This is a genomic window from Telluria sp. ZB4P37, from assembly GCF_059685855.1.
In genome coordinates this window covers 49,999-65,627 of the sequence record NZ_JCASID010000010.1, presented here as the reverse complement: position 1 = coordinate 65,627, position 15,629 = coordinate 49,999, and the positions used below count along the sequence as shown (strand labels likewise).

The window sequence follows — 15,629 nt, the reverse complement described above, 5'->3', positions numbered from 1 at the left end:
TCGCCGGGGTAAGCCCGGGCGGTGGCTTTTTCATTTGAAAAGCGGATTTTATTGGAACGGCTATATTCTTCGATAATTGATAAACTTTTACTTGAAGAAAATATTTTCGCAGTGGCCTTGAGATTTTCCCTGCGAGTGCCCAAGTTCAGCAACACGCTTTTATAAGGTACGCCATGACAACTCCGAAATTAACCGAGCAAACGACGCTGCCCCTTTTGCCGTTGCGCGACGTGGTCGTGTTCCCGCATATGGTGATACCTCTGTTCGTGGGCCGCCCTAAATCCATCAAGGCTCTCGAAGCCGCGATGGAGCAGGGCAAGAGCATCATGCTGGCCGCCCAGAAAGCCGCCGCCAAGGACGAACCTTCGGCCGAAGACATCTACGAAATCGGCTGCGTGGCCAATATCCTGCAGATGCTCAAGCTCCCCGACGGTACCGTGAAGGTCCTGGTCGAGGGGTCGCAGCGTGCGCGTATCGACACCATCACCGACGGCGCGACCCACTTTACCGCCGAACTGACCCCGGTCGATTCGGAAGTCGGCGACGACTCCGAAGTCGAGGCCATGCGCCGCGCGATCGTCCAGCAGTTCGACCAGTACGTCAAACTCAACAAGAAGATTCCGCCGGAGATCCTCGCATCGCTGGCAGGCATCGACGATGCCGGCCGCCTGGCCGATACGGTCGCGGCCCACCTGCCGCTCAAGCTCGAGCAGAAGCAGGTCATCCTCGAGATCTTCAACGTCGCCAAGCGCCTCGAGCACCTGCTCGGCCAGCTGGAAGGCGAGCTGGACATTCTGCAGGTCGAAAAGCGCATCCGTGGCCGCGTCAAGCGCCAGATGGAAAAGTCGCAGCGCGAGTACTACCTGAACGAGCAGGTCAAGGCCATCCAGAAAGAATTGGGTGAAGGCGAAGAGGGCGCCGACATCGAAGAGCTCGAGAAGAAGGTGATTGCCGCCAAGATGCCGAAAGAGGCACTGGAAAAGGCGCAGGCCGAAATCCGCAAGCTCAAGCTGATGTCGCCGATGTCGGCCGAAGCCACCGTCGTGCGCAACTACATCGACACCCTGGTGTCGCTGCCATGGAAGAAGAAGTCGAAGGTCACCATCGACCTCGAGAACGCCCAGAACGTGCTCGAAGCCGACCATTATGGCCTGGACAAGATTAAAGAACGTATCCTGGAATATCTTGCAGTCCAACAGCGCGTCGACAAGCTGAAGGCCCCGATCCTGTGCTTCGTGGGTCCTCCGGGCGTGGGTAAAACCTCGCTGGGCCAGTCCATCGCCCGCGCCACGAACCGCAAGTTCGTGCGCATGGCCTTGGGCGGCGTGCGCGACGAGGCCGAGATCCGTGGCCACCGCCGTACCTATATCGGCTCGATGCCCGGCAAGGTACTGCAGTCGCTCGCAAAAGTCGGCGTGCGCAACCCGCTGTTCCTGCTGGACGAGATCGACAAGATGGGCGCGGACTTCCGCGGCGACCCGTCGTCGGCCTTGCTGGAGGTGCTGGACCCGGAACAGAACCACACGTTCTCGGACCACTACCTGGAAGTGGACTTCGACCTGTCGGACGTGATGTTCGTGGCGACTTCGAACTCGTACAACATCCCGCCGGCGCTGCTGGACCGCATGGAAGTCATCCGCCTGTCGGGTTATACCGAAGACGAGAAGACCAGTATCGCCCAGCGCTACCTGCTGCCGAAGCAGCTGAAAGCCAACGGCCTGAAGGAAGAGGAGATCAAGGTCGACGAGACCGCGGTGCGCGACATCATCCGCTACTACACCCGTGAAGCGGGCGTGCGTTCGCTCGACCGCGAAATCTCCAAGATCTGCCGCAAGGTCGTCAAGATGCTGCTGCTGAAGAAGACGGAAAAGCGCGTGATCGTCAACGGCAAGAACCTGGACAAGTTCCTGGGCGTGCGCCGTTACGACTTCGGCGTGGCCGAGAAGCAGAACCAGGTCGGCCAGGTGGTCGGTCTTGCCTGGACCGAAGTGGGCGGCGATCTGCTCACGATCGAAGCCGTGAATGTGCCGGGCAAGGGCGCCATCATCCGCACCGGTACCCTGGGCGACGTGATGAAGGAATCGATCGAGGCAGCCCGCACCGTCGTGCGTAGCCGCGCACAGCGTTTCGGCATCAAGGCGGAAGCGTTCGAAAAGAACGACATCCACATCCACGTGCCGGAAGGCGCGACGCCGAAGGATGGTCCGTCAGCCGGTATCGGCATGACCACCGCCTTGGTCTCGGCCTTCACCGGCATCCCGGTCCGTGCGGACGTGGCGATGACCGGCGAGATCACGCTGCGCGGCGAAGTGCTGCCGATCGGCGGCCTGAAAGAGAAGCTGCTGGCGGCCCACCGCGGCGGCATCAAGACGGTCCTGATCCCCGAGCAGAACGTGAAGGACCTGGCCGAGATTCCTGACAACGTCAAGAACAAGCTCGAGATCGTGCCGGTACGCTGGATCGAGAAGGTGCTCGAGGTTGCCCTGGAACGCCTGCCGGAGCCGATCGTCGACGCACCGGCCACGGTGGCCGTGGCGCCTGCCGCGGCGGCGGACGGGCAGACGGATGTGGTCAAGCACTGATCGGTTGTAATTGATCGGTAAGACAGGCGCCTTCGGGCGCCTGTTTTTTTTGGGGCCGGGATGCGCGGAGGACTTGGGCGGAAAAATGCCGGTGGCAATATTCCGCCTCCCTTAAAACCGTCAGCCCGGCGGAGGCCGGCATCTCTCCCGCCGCTTGTCAGCGACGCGTTCAGCACCTCCCGCTCACCCAAACAACGACATATGCACGCCAACACCCTCATGCCCCACGCATGTTGCTTGACAGACTAATGTTGCCCTTGTTTAATACGCGCTTGCACTTTTGCATGTAGACGCATGAGCGTCGAACGAATAAACGAGGGTTAGAGTGAACAAGACAGAACTGATCGAAGAAATCGCGAAGTCCGCGGACATCACCAAGGCCTCGGCCACGCGCGCACTCGACGCGATGATCATCGCTGTGACGGAAAGCCTGAAGAAGAACGACAGCGTCACGCTGGTCGGTTTCGGCACCTTCACCGTCGGAGACCGCGCCGCACGCACCGGCCGCGATCCGCGCACCAAGGAACCCATCAAGATCAAGGCTGCCAAGGTTCCAAAATTTAAGGCTGGTAAAGCACTGAAAGATGCTGTAAACTAATGCCTTCTCTGCAGTGACATGCAGGGGAACTGCCTGAAAAGGTGGTGAATGACGTGTTTTTGTTGGAGCGGTAGTTCAGTTGGTTAGAATACCGGCCTGTCACGCCGGGGGTCGCGGGTTCGAGTCCCGTCCGCTCCGCCAACATCCACAACATTATTCTGGAGCGGTAGTTCAGTTGGTTAGAATACCGGCCTGTCACGCCGGGGGTCGCGGGTTCGAGTCCCGTCCGCTCCGCCAGAATTCAGAAGTACCCGGCCGCCTGCAAAAGCGGTGCGGGAAACAAGAAGGGGCGAACGCGAGTTCGCCTTTTTTTTTACATTATCAACCTTGAATGGCTGACCATGTTTGAATTTGTCCGTAACAACAAGCGCGTGATGCAGGGCCTGCTGCTCGTGCTGATCGTGCCGTCGTTCGTCCTCGTCGGTGTTGAGAGCTACCAGAACCGCGGCGACGCCGCATCCAGCGTGGCCACCGTCGCCGGCCAGCAGGTCACCCAGCAGGAATGGGAAGAAGCCCAGCGCCGCCAGATCGACCAGGCACGCCGCATGATGGGAGCGCAGTTCGACCAGAAGCTGTTCGAAACCCCGGAAGCCAAGCAGGCGATCCTGAACAACCTGGTGGCCGAACGCGCCGTCGCCGCCGAGATCGCACGCGGCAACCTGACCGTCAGCGACGCCGCCCTGCAAAAGAACATCCTGGCGATCGATGCCTTCCGCAAGCCGGACGGCACGTTCGACATGGAACAGTACAAGTCCGCGCTGGCCGCGCAGGGCATGACGCCGGCGATGTTCGACCAGCGCCTGCGCCGCGACCTGGCCGTGCAGCAGATCTCCAGCTCGATCGAGGCGACCGCCTTTGCCCCGCGCAGCGTGTCGACCCGCCTGTCGGACATCAACGACCAGGAACGCGAAGTCCAGGAACTGGTGTTCCCGGTCGCCGCCTACCTGCCGCAGGTGAAAATCACCGATGCGATGGTCAAGGCCTATTACGACAAGAACGCCCAGCTGTTCACCGTGCCCGAGCAGGTCAAGGCCGAATACGTCGTGTTCGACGCCGACGTCGTCGCCAGCCAGACCCAGGTCACCGACGCTGAAGTGGCCGACTACTACAACAAGAACGTCAAGAGCTACACGACGCCGGAACAGCGTACCGCCAGCCATATCCTGATCAATCTGGCGCGCGACGCGAAGCCGGCCGACCAGGCAGCGGCCAAGGCGAAAGCCGAAGCCGTGCTGCTTGAGGTGCGCAAGAACCCGGCCAACTTCGCCGAGATCGCCAAGGCGCAGTCGCAGGACCAGGGCTCGGCCCAGGCCGGCGGCGACCTCGGCGTGGTGGAGAAGGGCGCCTTCGTCAAGCCGGTCGAGGACGCGATCTACGCCCTGAAGGAGGGCGAGACGAGCGCGCTGGTGCAGTCGGAATTCGGCTACCACATCATCAAGGTCACTTCGATCAAGCCGGCCGCCCAAAAGCCGCTGGACACCGCGAAAGAGCAGATCGCCGCCGACCTGAAGAAGCAGAAGATGTCGAAGAAGTATTCGGAACTGGCCGAGATCTTCACCAACATGGTGTACGAGCAGTCGGACAGCCTGAAACCTGTCGCCGACAAGCTGGGCCTGAAGATCGAGACCGTCGACGCGCTGACCCGCACCCCGAGCCCGCAGATGGCCCAGGCGCCGTTCAACAACCCGAAATTCCTGACCGCGATCTTCGGCACGGATGCGGTCAAGAACAAGCGCAACACCGAAGCCGTCGAAGTGGCGCCGAGCGTGCTGATCGCCGGCCGCGTGGTCGAGTTCAAGCCGGCCTCCAAGCGTCCGCTGGCCGAAGTCGACGCCGCCATCCGCCAGCGCGTGACGCTGGAAGAAGCGGCGCGCCTGGCACGCCAGGCCGGCGAAGCCAAGCTGGCTGCCGCCAAGGCCTCGGGCGACGCTACCGGCTTTGGCGAAGCGAAGATGATCTCGCGCACCAAGGAGCCGACGATCAACACCACCGCGGCGATTGCCGTGCTCAAGGCCGACGTGACCAAGCTCCCGGCCTATGTCGGTGTCGACGTGCCGGGCCAGGGCTATGGCGTCTACCGCATCGGCAAGATCTCGCAGCCTGCCCAGCCGGACGCGAACCGCCGCAAGCAGGAAGCGCAGCAGATCTCGACCCTCGTGGGACAGGCGGAGATGTTCAACTATGTCGAAGCGCTCAAGACCAAGGCCAAGGCCAAGGTGGATGTGCAGCCGTCGCAGTTGGGTGTGAAGACCGACGCGCAGTAAGACCTGGCGCGTTAAAAAAGCCCGGCTGCGTGAGCATGCCGGGCTTTTTGTTTTTGTGTCGGAGCATCGTGTAGTCGACCGCGTGGGCAGGAGACCTGCCTACGCGCTCAACCAGCCAAGGGCCAGCCGCCACGATGGACTTTCGCGTCCCTACGCCGCATGCAACCTGCGCGCGGCCGCGACGAAATCATCTTCCGCAATATCGTTCAACTCCACGACCTCCCCCTTCGCCACCTGCACGAAATTCCGGTCGATCGAACGCACATACGCCGGATCGTAATGCTCCTCCAGCAGCTGCGCCACCAGCTCCGGCATGGCGCCGCCCTTGGCCATCGCATGCCAGGCGTCGATCTTGGCGCGCCCGTGCAGCTGCACCAGGTGATCGAGCTGGGAATTGAGCGCGTCCGGATCGGCGCAGAAGTGCTCGTAGTCTTCCATCAGCAGCCGCACGCGGTTCTCGCGCGACAGCGCCAGGGAGATGCAGGTCGAGGCGCGCATGCGCTGCATGACCGCGTCCGGCACGCGCAGGTTGCCGACCTTCTTGCTTTCGGATTCGACAAACACCGGTTTCGACGGATCGAAGCGGCGCAGCTTGTCCCAGATGAGGCTTTCGAACATCTTCTGGCTCGGCTGCGGTTCGTTCGGCAGGTGGCCCAGCACCGAGCCGCGGTGGGCGGCCAGGCGTTCCAGGTCGAGCACCTGGGCGCCGATGCTGTCGAGCGTCTCGAGCAGGCGGCTCTTGCCGCTGCCGGTGGTGCCGCACACGACACGGAAGTCCAGCCTTGACGGGGTCTCAAGGCTGCTTGCCACGTGCGCGCGATAGGCCTTGTAGCCGCCATCGAGCTGGATCACCGGCCAGCCGATCTTGGCCAGGATGTGGGCCATCGAGCCGCTGCGGTTGCCGCCGCGCCAGCAGTAGACGAGCGGCTTCCAGCCCTTGGGTTTGTCCGCCCACAGCGTCTCGACGTGGCGCGCGATATTGGCGGCCACCAGCGGGGCGCCGACCTTCTTGGCTTCAAAAGCGCCGACCTGCTTGTACAGGGTGCCGACCTTGATGCGCTGTTCGTCGTCCAGCACGGGCGCATTGATCGCGCCGGGAATGCGGTCTAAAGCGAATTCCGACTCGCTGCGTGCATCGATGATGGCGTCGAACGCGTCGAGTTCGGGAAGGATGTCGGCAAAACTCAGGACGGCAGGGTATTTCATTGTTTCTTCACGAGGGTGGCGAACTGCGGCCAGATGTTATTCAGGATGATCGGATGGGCGGCCGCGGTCGGATGCAGGCGATCCTGCTGGAACAAAGCGGGCTTGTCGGCCACGCCTTCCAGCATGAAGGGCACCAGCGGCGATTTGGTTTCTTTCGAAACCGTCTTGAACATGTTGAAGAAGCTGTCGGTGTAGGCGCGGCCGTAGTTCGGCGGCATGCGCATCCCCACCAGCATCACCCTGGCGTTCTTCTTGTGGGCCATGTCGATCATGGCGCGCAGGTTGCCCTCGGCCGAGGCCACGGGCAGGCCGCGCAAGCCATCGTTGGCGCCCAGTTCGATCACCACCACGCTTGGCCTGTGCTGGTCGAGCAGGGCGGGCAGGCGGGTGCGTCCGCCGATGGTGGTCTCGCCGCTGATGCTGGCGTTGATGACTGTTGCCTGGATCTTTTCTGCTTTCATCTTTCGTTCGAGCAGTGCCACCCAGCCCGCGCCGCGCGTGATGCCGTATTCAGCCGAGAGGCTGTCGCCCACCACGAGCACGGTTTTTGGTGCAGAATAGGCGCTCGCCGACGCTGCCAGCGTCAGGACCGCAACGACAGAATATTTTTTAAGAACAGCTAGCATGCGTGATAACTCCGAGGTTTCCAAGGGTGGTGCGACGGCGAATGCCGCAAGGTCGGGGCAGCCGCCTGCAATCGAAGTCAGCGGCCTCTCGAAGCGGGTGGCGGACGCCAGCGGCGAACTCACCATCCTGCAAAACATCGATTTTACCGTGCAACCGGCCGAGACGCTCGCGCTCGTCGGCGCCTCGGGTTCAGGCAAATCGACGCTGCTCGGCCTGCTTGCCGGCCTGGATACCCCGTCCGGCGGCAAGGTTTTGCTCGACGGCACAGATATCTTTGCATTAGACGAGGACGGCCGCGCCGCGTTCCGCAAGGCCAATCTGGGCTTCGTGTTCCAGTCCTTCCAGTTGCTGGCCCACCTGAATGCCGTCGAAAACGTGATGCTGCCGCTGGAATTGCGCGGCGACGGCGACGCCCGTGCCAAGGCGGAAGCCATGCTGGGCCGCGTCGGCCTGTCGAGCCGCCTCAAACACTACCCCAAATACCTGTCGGGCGGCGAGCAGCAGCGCGTCGCCCTGGCGCGCGCCTTCGTGACTGAGCCACCGCTGCTGTTCGCCGACGAGCCGACCGGCAGCCTGGACGCCGCTACCGGCGAGTCGATCATCGGCTTGATGTTCGAACTGAACCGCGAACGCGGCTCGACCCTCGTGCTGGTCACGCACGACCCGGCCATGGCGGCGCGCTGCGGCCGCACCATCACCATCGCGGCCGGCCGCCTGGTTTAATCGCCGTCGGCGGCGTCAAGCACGAGCATGTTCAGCACCGCCCGCGCCGCCGCGGGCAACTCGCCCGCCGTCATTCCGATCGGGCCGACGCCATTGGACACCAGGAGGTCGGCAGCGGCGCCATGGATCCAGGCCGCGCCGCACGCCGCTTCCCACGCCGGCCAGCCCTGCGCCAGCAGCGCTCCGCAAATTCCCGCCAATACATCGCCGCTGCCGGCGGTCGCCAGTCCGGCATTGCCGGTCGGGTTGATCACCACGTCGCCTTCGGGCCGCGCGATAACCGAGCCCGAACCCTTGAGGATCACGGTGGCATGCGTACGCACGGCCATCTCGCGCGCGGCCCGCAGCCGGTCGGCCTGGATCGCGCCGGCGTCTTGGCCGAGCAGGCGCGCGGCTTCCAGCGGGTGCGGCGTGAGCACCGTCGGCGCACTGCGCGCCGCCACGCGCGCCAGCAAGTCGGGACTGGCACCGATCAGCGTGATGGCGTCGGCATCGATGACCAGTGGGCTGTCGCTGTCGAGGGCCTTGGCGAGCAGCCGCATCGCGCTTGCCGAGCCGCCCATCCCGGGCCCGATGACGAGCGTGCGTTTGTCGATGTCAAACTCGTCCGCGGCGCGGAACATGATTTCGGGTTGCACGCTGTCGTAGCCGGGCCCCGGATCGATCATCGCCAGGAACACCCGGCCCGCGCCCGTGAACAAGGCGCCGCGCGCGGCCAGCACCGGGGCGCCTGCCATGCCGTGGGCGCCGCCGATGATGGCAAGGTCGCCGAAGCTGCCCTTGTGCGTGTTGTGGCGGCGCGCCGCCAACCGATGCGCGAAGACGTCGTCGGTGCCCAGTCGCGTGTCCGAGTGCGGCAGGTGCTCAGGCTTGATGTCGAGCATGTCCACGTGCACCAGGCCCGCGTAATCGCGCCCGTCGGCCGTATGCAGCCCGGGCTTGTCGCCCAGGAAGGTGATCGTGTGCGTGGCGCGCACGGCAATGCCGTCCGGACCATTGATGGCGCCGGTATCGGCATCGAGCCCGCTGGGCACGTCCAGCGCCAGGATGGGGCAGCGGATGCCGGACAAGGAGGCGATAACCTCGCGGTATTCGTCGTCGATGGGGCGCGTCAAGCCGATGCCGAACAGGCCGTCCACCACCAGGGCCCAATCGCCATCGGGCGGCAGCATGTCGATGAAGCCGACCGTGCCGTCGCGTGCGCGCTCGTGCGCGCTGGCAGTCTCGTTCGAGGCGTCGCGTTGCCCCGGCAAGTGCAGCACCAGCGCGTCGATACCGGCGTCGGCGAGAATAGCCGCCATCTCGAGCGCATCGCCGCCATTGTTGCCGGGCCCGGCCAATACCAGCACGGGCTTGTCGCGCCGCTCGCCCAGCAGTTGCATGGCGAACTTCGCGGCGGCCGCGCCCGCGCGCTGCATCAGGGTCCCGGGTGGCAGAACCGCATAGGCCGAGGCCTCGATGGCGCGCAGCTGCGCCACGGTATAAAGATGATTGTCCATGCGAGGGATTGTGCTGCATTTTCGCCAACACGGTCGCGCGCCCAAGCTACAATATTCAGTCAACGGCATCGGCAGGAGTACTTACATGGACTGGCAGTTCTGGATCGACCGCGGCGGCACCTTCACCGACATCGTGGCGCGCAAGCCCGACGGGCAGCTCGTCACGCACAAGCTGCTGTCCGAGAATCCCGAACAGTACCGCGACGCCGCGGTTGCCGGAATCCGCCACCTGCTGGGCGTCAACATGGGCGAGCCGGTACCGACTGGACAAATCGACGCCGTCAAGATGGGCACCACGGTCGCCACCAATGCGCTGCTCGAGCGCAAGGGCGAACCGACCGTGCTCGCCATTACGCGCGGTTTCCGCGACGCGCTGCGCATCGCCTACCAGAACCGCCCACGCCTGTTCGACCGCCACATCGTGCTGCCCGAGCTGCTGTACGGCGAGGTGATCGAGATCGTCGAGCGCATGGGTGCGCACGGTGAAGTGGTGACGCCGCTCGACGCGCTTTCCGCGCGCACGGCGCTGCAGGCAGCCTACGACCACGGGCTGCGCTCGCTCGCCATCGTCTTCATGCACGGCTACCGCTACACGCAGCACGAAGCGGCCGTGGCCAGGATCGCGCGCGAGATCGGCTTCAGCCAGGTGTCGGTGTCGCATGAGGTGAGCCCGCTGATGAAGCTGGTCGCGCGCGGCGACACCACCGTGGTGGACGCGTATCTGTCGCCGATCCTGCGCCGTTACGTCGACCAGGTGGCCTTTGACCTGCCCGGCGTGAACCTGCAGTTCATGCAATCGAACGGCGGCCTCACCGACGCGCGCGCCTTCCAGGGCAAGGACAGCATCCTGTCCGGACCTGCCGGGGGCATCGTCGGCATGGTGCGCGCCAGCCAGCTCGCCGGCTTCGAGCGCGTGATCGGTTTCGACATGGGCGGCACCTCGACCGACGTGTCCCACTTCTCGGGCGAATTCGAGCGGGTGTTCGAGACGCAAGTGGCCGGCGTGCGCATGCGCGCGCCGATGATGAGCATCCACACGGTGGCCGCGGGTGGCGGCTCGATCCTGCATTTCGACGGCACCCGCTACCGCGTGGGGCCGGACAGCGCCGGCGCCAACCCCGGCCCGGCCAGCTATCGCCGCGGCGGGCCGCTCGCCGTCACCGACTGTAATGTCATGCTGGGTAAAATCCAGCCCCGCCATTTCCCACAGCTGTTCGGCGCGCGCGGTAACGAGCCGCTGGACGTCGAGGCCGTGCGCGCGGGCTTCGCGGCGATGGCCGAGGAGATCGCCGCCGGCGCCAAGAGCAGGCCGGCGCCGGAAGCGGTGGCCGAGGGCTTCATCCAGATCGCGGTCGGCAACATGGCCAATGCCATCAAGCAGATCTCGGTGCAGCGCGGCCACGACGTGACCGAATACGCGCTGACCAGCTTCGGCGGCGCCGGCGGCCAGCACGCCTGCCTGGTGGCCGACGCGCTAGGCATGAAGACAGTATTCATTCATTCGCTGGCGGGCGTGCTGTCGGCCTACGGCATGGGTCTGGCCGACCAGACCGCGATGCGCGAGCAGGCGGTCGAGCTGCGGCTGCCCGATGCCGGCGCCAACAGCCTCGGTGCGCGCCTGGACGCGTTGGGCGAAGCGGCCAGGGGCCAGCTACTGGCACAAGGCGTGCCGGCCGAACGTATCGAACTGGTCCGGCGCGTGCACCTGCGCTATGAAGGCACGGATTCGGCCATCGTCGTGCCGTTTGCCGATGCGCAGGCCATGCAGACCGCTTTCGAAGGCTTGTACAAGCGCCGCTATTCCTTCCTGATGCCTTCGCGCGGGTTGGTGGTCGAGGCCGTGTCGGTCGAAGCCATCGGGCGTTCGGACGCGCCGCTCGAAGCGGCAGCAGTGGCGGGCTCCGGTGGCGGGCGGCCCGCGCCCAACGAGACCGTCCCGATGTACAGCTGCGGCGCCTGGCACGATACCGGCGTCTTCCTGCGCGAGGCTGTCAAGCCCGGCGACATCGTGCGCGGCCCGGCAATCATCGCCGAAGCCAATGCCACCACGGTCGTCGAGCCGGGCTGGCAGGCGCAGGGCACGCCGCACAACCACCTGGTCTTAACGCGCGTGGACGCGCTGCCCGAACGGCGCGCTATCGGCACCACGGCCGATCCGGTCATGCTCGAGATCTTCAACAACCTGTTCATGTCGATCGCCGAGCAGATGGGTCTGCGCCTTCAGAACACGGCCTACTCGGTGAACATCAAGGAGCGCCTGGACTTCAGCTGCGCCATTTTCGACGCCGGCGGCAACCTGGTGGCCAATGCGCCGCACATGCCGGTGCACCTCGGCTCGATGGGCGAGAGCATCAAGACGGTGATGCGCGAGAATCTAGGGCGCATGCGCGCGGGCGACGTCTACATGCTCAACGATCCGTACAACGGCGGCACCCACCTGCCGGACGTCACCGTAATCTCGCCCGTGTTCGACGAATCGGGCGCGGAGATCCTGTTCTACGTCGGTTCGCGCGGCCACCATGCGGACATCGGCGGCACCACGCCGGGCTCGATGCCGCCGGACTCGACCCACATCGAGCAGGAGGGCGTCCTGATCGACAATTTCAAGCTGGTCGATGGCGCTGACGGCATCCTGCGCGAGCAGGAGACGCGCGAATTGCTCACCGGCGCGCGCTACCCGGCGCGCAATCCGGACCAGAACATGGCCGACCTGCGCGCCCAGGTGGCCGCCAACCAGAAGGGCGTCGAAGAGCTGCACAAGATGGTGGCGCATTTCGGGTTAGAGGTCGTGCGCGCCTACATGGGCCACGTGCAGGACAACGCGGAAGAGGCGGTGCGGCGCGTGATCTCGGCCCTGAGCGATGGCCGCTACAGCTATGACCTCGACAATGGCGCGCGCATCGAGGTGGCGATCCGCGTGGACCGCGACAGCCGCAGCGCGGAGATCGACTTCACCGGCACCTCAGGCCAGCTGCCGAACAATTTCAATGCCCCGTCGGCGGTATGCATGGCGGCCGTGCTCTACGTGTTCCGCACGCTGGTCGATGACGAGATACCGCTCAACGCCGGCTGCCTCAAGCCGCTCAAGGTGATCATCCCGCCCGGTTCGATGCTCAATCCGCATTACCCGGCCTCGGTCGTCTCTGGCAATGTCGAGACCTCGACTTGCATCACCAACGCGCTGTACGGCGCGCTCGGAGCCATGGCCGCCAGCCAGGGCACCATGAACAACTTCACCTTCGGGAACGCGCGCTACCAGTATTACGAGACCATCTCGGGCGGTTCCGGCGCAGGCGAGGGCTTCGACGGCACCGACGTCGTGCAGACCAACATGACCAATTCGCGCCTGACCGACCCTGAAATCCTCGAGTTCCGCTTCCCGGTGCGCCTGGAGAGCTACGAGATTCGCCACGGATCCGGTGGAGCAGGGCGCTGGCATGGCGGCAATGGCGGCGTGCGCAAGGTCCGCTTCCTGGAGCCGATGACGGCGGCGATCCTGTCGAACAACCGAATTCACGCGCCCTTCGGGATGGCGGGCGGCGAGTCGGCCGAACGCGGGCGCAACACGGTGCTGCGCGCTGACGGCAGCGTGGAAACGCTGGGGCATATCGGCAAGGTGGGGATGGCGCCTGGCGACGTGTTCGTCATCGAAACGCCGGGTGGTGGTGGGTATGGGACACCGCAGACTGGTCTGCCTATTCGGGATCGTTCACATCCTGGCGCGCCGCCCTGAAGGCCTTTCCAAATTGGGTGACCTGTCCCGCTATGGACCGCGCATGCCGTGCCAGACGAACGAGTCTGGCGAGCATCCGTCCGCCAGTGTTGTTCTCCAGCGATTTTTTCCGGAGTCGCTGCCTTGCCGATAACGCTGTTTTGTTGAATACGATGCGGAGAAACGTCGGCCAATTGCGAACTGCATCCAGTGGTGACCGGTAAATAACGATGCTATTCAAAAAGCGCTGCCGCGCCAGGAAACGCGCCTTTTCCTGACTGCGCCCGCCCATCATCCATATTTCTCTCGCACCCTGAGAAATGGAGTACGAAATGCTTTGCAGATTGATCTGGTGCCCGAGCGAATACTGGTTAAACCGTGGATCATGCGCAAGCACCTGGGCAAAATGCCTGTCTCCAACCGTGAAGCACAGGTTGCCTGCGCAGATTTCGTCGTCGATCGTGATGGTACTGATGTAACCGTGCGTGCGTGCGAGTTGCGTCAGGGCGGCGATGGCGTCGGTCTTGAGGTAGGGTGACTTATGCTTGAATTTCATCCTCATTTCGGTCAGCCGCACGACAGCACGTACGAGTTCGGTTGTTACTTGATCCTGACGGAACACTTCGAAACGGTAGGAAGGATAGTCAGCAATTGTTTTTCTTGAGCACCTCAGTATTCCAGACCGGGTTTTCGGACCGAGCTTGAGAAGATAGTCGTCGCTACTACCGCTGAACGCGATGACATTTTCTTCAATTTGCGGGAACTGTTGATAAGGATAGTGGAATCCGGACGATTGGATCGTGCAGTTCAATGCGTAGAAGTCGATCCTGCCTACACGCGGATACATGGCAAAGATCTTACTTGCAAAGCAAGCAATCTCGTCTTCACTTAATTGTATTTGCTGGTTGATGACCTGGACCGCGCCGCCACAACAGCGAAACAGGATAAGGATGCGTATGTCGTCTCCGGCTGTTGCGACAAATGTGCTGATACCTTCCATGGACTCATACAAGCGAATTCTCGCAAGCGTGCAGTAGATACTCCCGTACAGTTTTTCCAGATTAGGTTCTGCGAATGGTGGGATCTGGTTCTCATAAACCTGCAGGGCATAGGTCTCGGAAAGGGCCGGGGACTTCGTTCGAGTCTGGCCACGCGCTAGCCGCGCGGCAAGAAACGGTTCATGTTCTGTTTCTCTAGGTAAGCCCATATTTTCCGCCAAGGATCTGGCCATTTAGCTAGCGATTTGCTGGATGTTAAGAGTCTATTTGCCACCGCTAAGAACAGTTTGCGATGGATCAATCTACTCGATAAATTTTTCATGGCTCCTGCATATACCGCGGTTTTCGTCGTTCAGCCCCGCTTTTCCACCGCCTGTCACATTATGCAGACATTGTGTTTTATTAACGATACATTAGCCAAGAGGAAATAATCTCCCGCCGTTCGCCCTGCGCGACAAGGAAGAAAACCATCTATACACCCTGGAGAAACAAGCCGATGCTATCGATCAAGCAGCTCAACAAGACCTATGCCAATGGCGTCAAGGCCATCAACAATGTCAGTCTCGAGATCCCGAACGGCATGTTCGGCCTGCTCGGACCGAACGGCGCCGGCAAGTCCTCGCTGATGCGCACCATCGCCACGCTGCAGGATCCCGATAGCGGCAGCATCCATTTCCACGGTCTCGACGTCCTGAAAGAAAAGGAAGCGCTGCGCCGCCAGCTCGGCTACCTGCCGCAGGATTTCGGCGTGTATGCGAAAGTCAGCGCCGAAAAGCTGCTGCACCATTTCGCCGTACTCAAGGGCATCGGCAGCAAGGGCGAGCGCAAGGAAGCGGTCGAATCCTTGCTGCACCAGACCAACCTGTGGGAAGCGCGCAAGCGCGGCCTGGGCACCTATTCGGGCGGCATGCGCCAGCGCTTCGGCATCGCCCAGGCCCTGCTGGGCGCGCCACGCCTGGTGATCGTCGACGAGCCGACCGCCGGCCTCGATCCGGATGAGCGCAACCGCTTCCTCAACCTGCTGGCCAAGATCGGCGAGCAGGTGGTCGTGATCCTGTCGACCCACATCGTCGAGGACGTAACGGACCTGTGCCCGCGCATGGCGATGATCGCCAAGGGCACGGTGCTGCTGCAGGGCGAGCCGCAGGCCGCGATCGACACGCTGAAGAACCGGGTCTGGCGCCGCACGGTCAGCCAGGACGCACTGGCCGAATACCAGGAACGCTTCAATGTGCTGTCCACCCGCCTGGTGGCGGGCCAGCCGCAGATCAACGTGTATGCCGAATCGCAGCCCGACGATGGTTTCCGCAGTGTCGAGCCGGACCTGGAAGACGTCTACTTCCTCCAGATTCGCAACGCCGGCCGCAGCGCGCCGGCCAAGTCGGCGGCGCCGGCGGCCAGCGTTCCCGTGACGGCGTAA

The 15,629-nt window shown here is 63.4% G+C and carries 10 protein-coding genes and 2 tRNA genes; 8 read left to right on the top strand and 4 right to left on the bottom strand.

Annotated elements, in window-relative coordinates; all coding sequences use genetic code 11:
- Window positions 1–173: 173 nt before the first annotated feature.
- From lon to AC56K1_RS15980, 5 genes are all read left to right on the top strand, one after another.
- Window positions 174–2,582 carry an endopeptidase La gene (lon, locus tag AC56K1_RS16000; RefSeq protein ID WP_497158787.1) on the top strand — a complete coding sequence of 803 codons (2,409 nt, stop codon included), beginning with the start codon at window positions 174–176 and terminating at the stop codon, window positions 2,580–2,582.
- Between the two features lie 325 nt (window positions 2,583–2,907).
- Window positions 2,908–3,180 (top strand): HU family DNA-binding protein, encoded by a 273-nt coding sequence (locus AC56K1_RS15995; protein ID WP_091875983.1) that lies wholly within the window; start codon window positions 2,908–2,910, stop codon window positions 3,178–3,180.
- A 64-nt stretch (window positions 3,181–3,244) separates the two neighbouring features.
- Window positions 3,245–3,321, top strand: a tRNA-Asp gene (locus AC56K1_RS15990).
- A 19-nt stretch (window positions 3,322–3,340) separates the two neighbouring features.
- A tRNA-Asp gene (locus AC56K1_RS15985) sits at window positions 3,341–3,417 on the top strand.
- A gap of 104 nt (window positions 3,418–3,521) precedes the next feature.
- Complete coding sequence (locus AC56K1_RS15980; protein ID WP_497158786.1) at window positions 3,522–5,444, top strand: SurA N-terminal domain-containing protein; 1,923 nt, start codon at window positions 3,522–3,524, stop codon at window positions 5,442–5,444.
- A gap of 150 nt (window positions 5,445–5,594) precedes the next feature.
- Here AC56K1_RS15980 and mnmH read toward each other — a convergent pair whose 3' ends face one another.
- Together mnmH and AC56K1_RS15970 are read right to left on the bottom strand one after the other, a co-directional pair.
- Window positions 5,595–6,650 carry a tRNA 2-selenouridine(34) synthase MnmH gene (gene mnmH, locus AC56K1_RS15975; protein WP_497158785.1) on the bottom strand — a complete coding sequence of 352 codons (1,056 nt, stop codon included), beginning with the start codon at window positions 6,648–6,650 and terminating at the stop codon, window positions 5,595–5,597.
- On the bottom strand, window positions 6,647–7,276 hold the full coding sequence (locus AC56K1_RS15970) for an arylesterase (RefSeq protein WP_497158784.1): 630 nt from the start codon (window positions 7,274–7,276) through the stop codon (window positions 6,647–6,649). The genes mnmH and AC56K1_RS15970 overlap by 4 nt, the downstream gene beginning before the upstream one ends.
- Here AC56K1_RS15970 and AC56K1_RS15965 point away from each other — a divergent pair.
- Complete coding sequence (locus AC56K1_RS15965) at window positions 7,275–8,000, top strand: ABC transporter ATP-binding protein (protein WP_497158783.1); 726 nt, start codon at window positions 7,275–7,277, stop codon at window positions 7,998–8,000. The two genes, AC56K1_RS15970 and AC56K1_RS15965, sit on opposite strands and share 2 nt — an antisense overlap.
- Here AC56K1_RS15965 and AC56K1_RS15960 read toward each other — a convergent pair.
- The gene (locus AC56K1_RS15960; RefSeq protein WP_497158782.1) at window positions 7,997–9,499 is read right to left on the bottom strand and encodes an NAD(P)H-hydrate dehydratase; all 1,503 of its coding nucleotides are present in this window, start codon (window positions 9,497–9,499) and stop codon (window positions 7,997–7,999) included. The two genes, AC56K1_RS15965 and AC56K1_RS15960, sit on opposite strands and share 4 nt — an antisense overlap.
- Window positions 9,500–9,584: 85 nt before the next feature.
- On the opposite strand from AC56K1_RS15960, the gene AC56K1_RS15955 reads away from it, so the two are divergent.
- On the top strand, window positions 9,585–13,232 hold the full coding sequence (locus AC56K1_RS15955; RefSeq protein WP_497158781.1) for a hydantoinase B/oxoprolinase family protein: 3,648 nt from the start codon (window positions 9,585–9,587) through the stop codon (window positions 13,230–13,232).
- On the opposite strand, the gene AC56K1_RS15950 is transcribed toward AC56K1_RS15955, so the two are convergent.
- Window positions 13,195–14,442 (bottom strand): GNAT family N-acetyltransferase, encoded by a 1,248-nt coding sequence (locus AC56K1_RS15950; protein WP_497158780.1) that lies wholly within the window; start codon window positions 14,440–14,442, stop codon window positions 13,195–13,197. The two genes, AC56K1_RS15955 and AC56K1_RS15950, sit on opposite strands and share 38 nt — an antisense overlap.
- Window positions 14,443–14,705: 263 nt before the next feature.
- Between AC56K1_RS15950 and AC56K1_RS15945 the strand changes: the two genes are divergently transcribed.
- A complete protein-coding gene (locus AC56K1_RS15945; RefSeq protein ID WP_497158779.1) occupies window positions 14,706–15,629 on the top strand; it encodes an ABC transporter ATP-binding protein in 924 nt (307 codons plus the stop codon).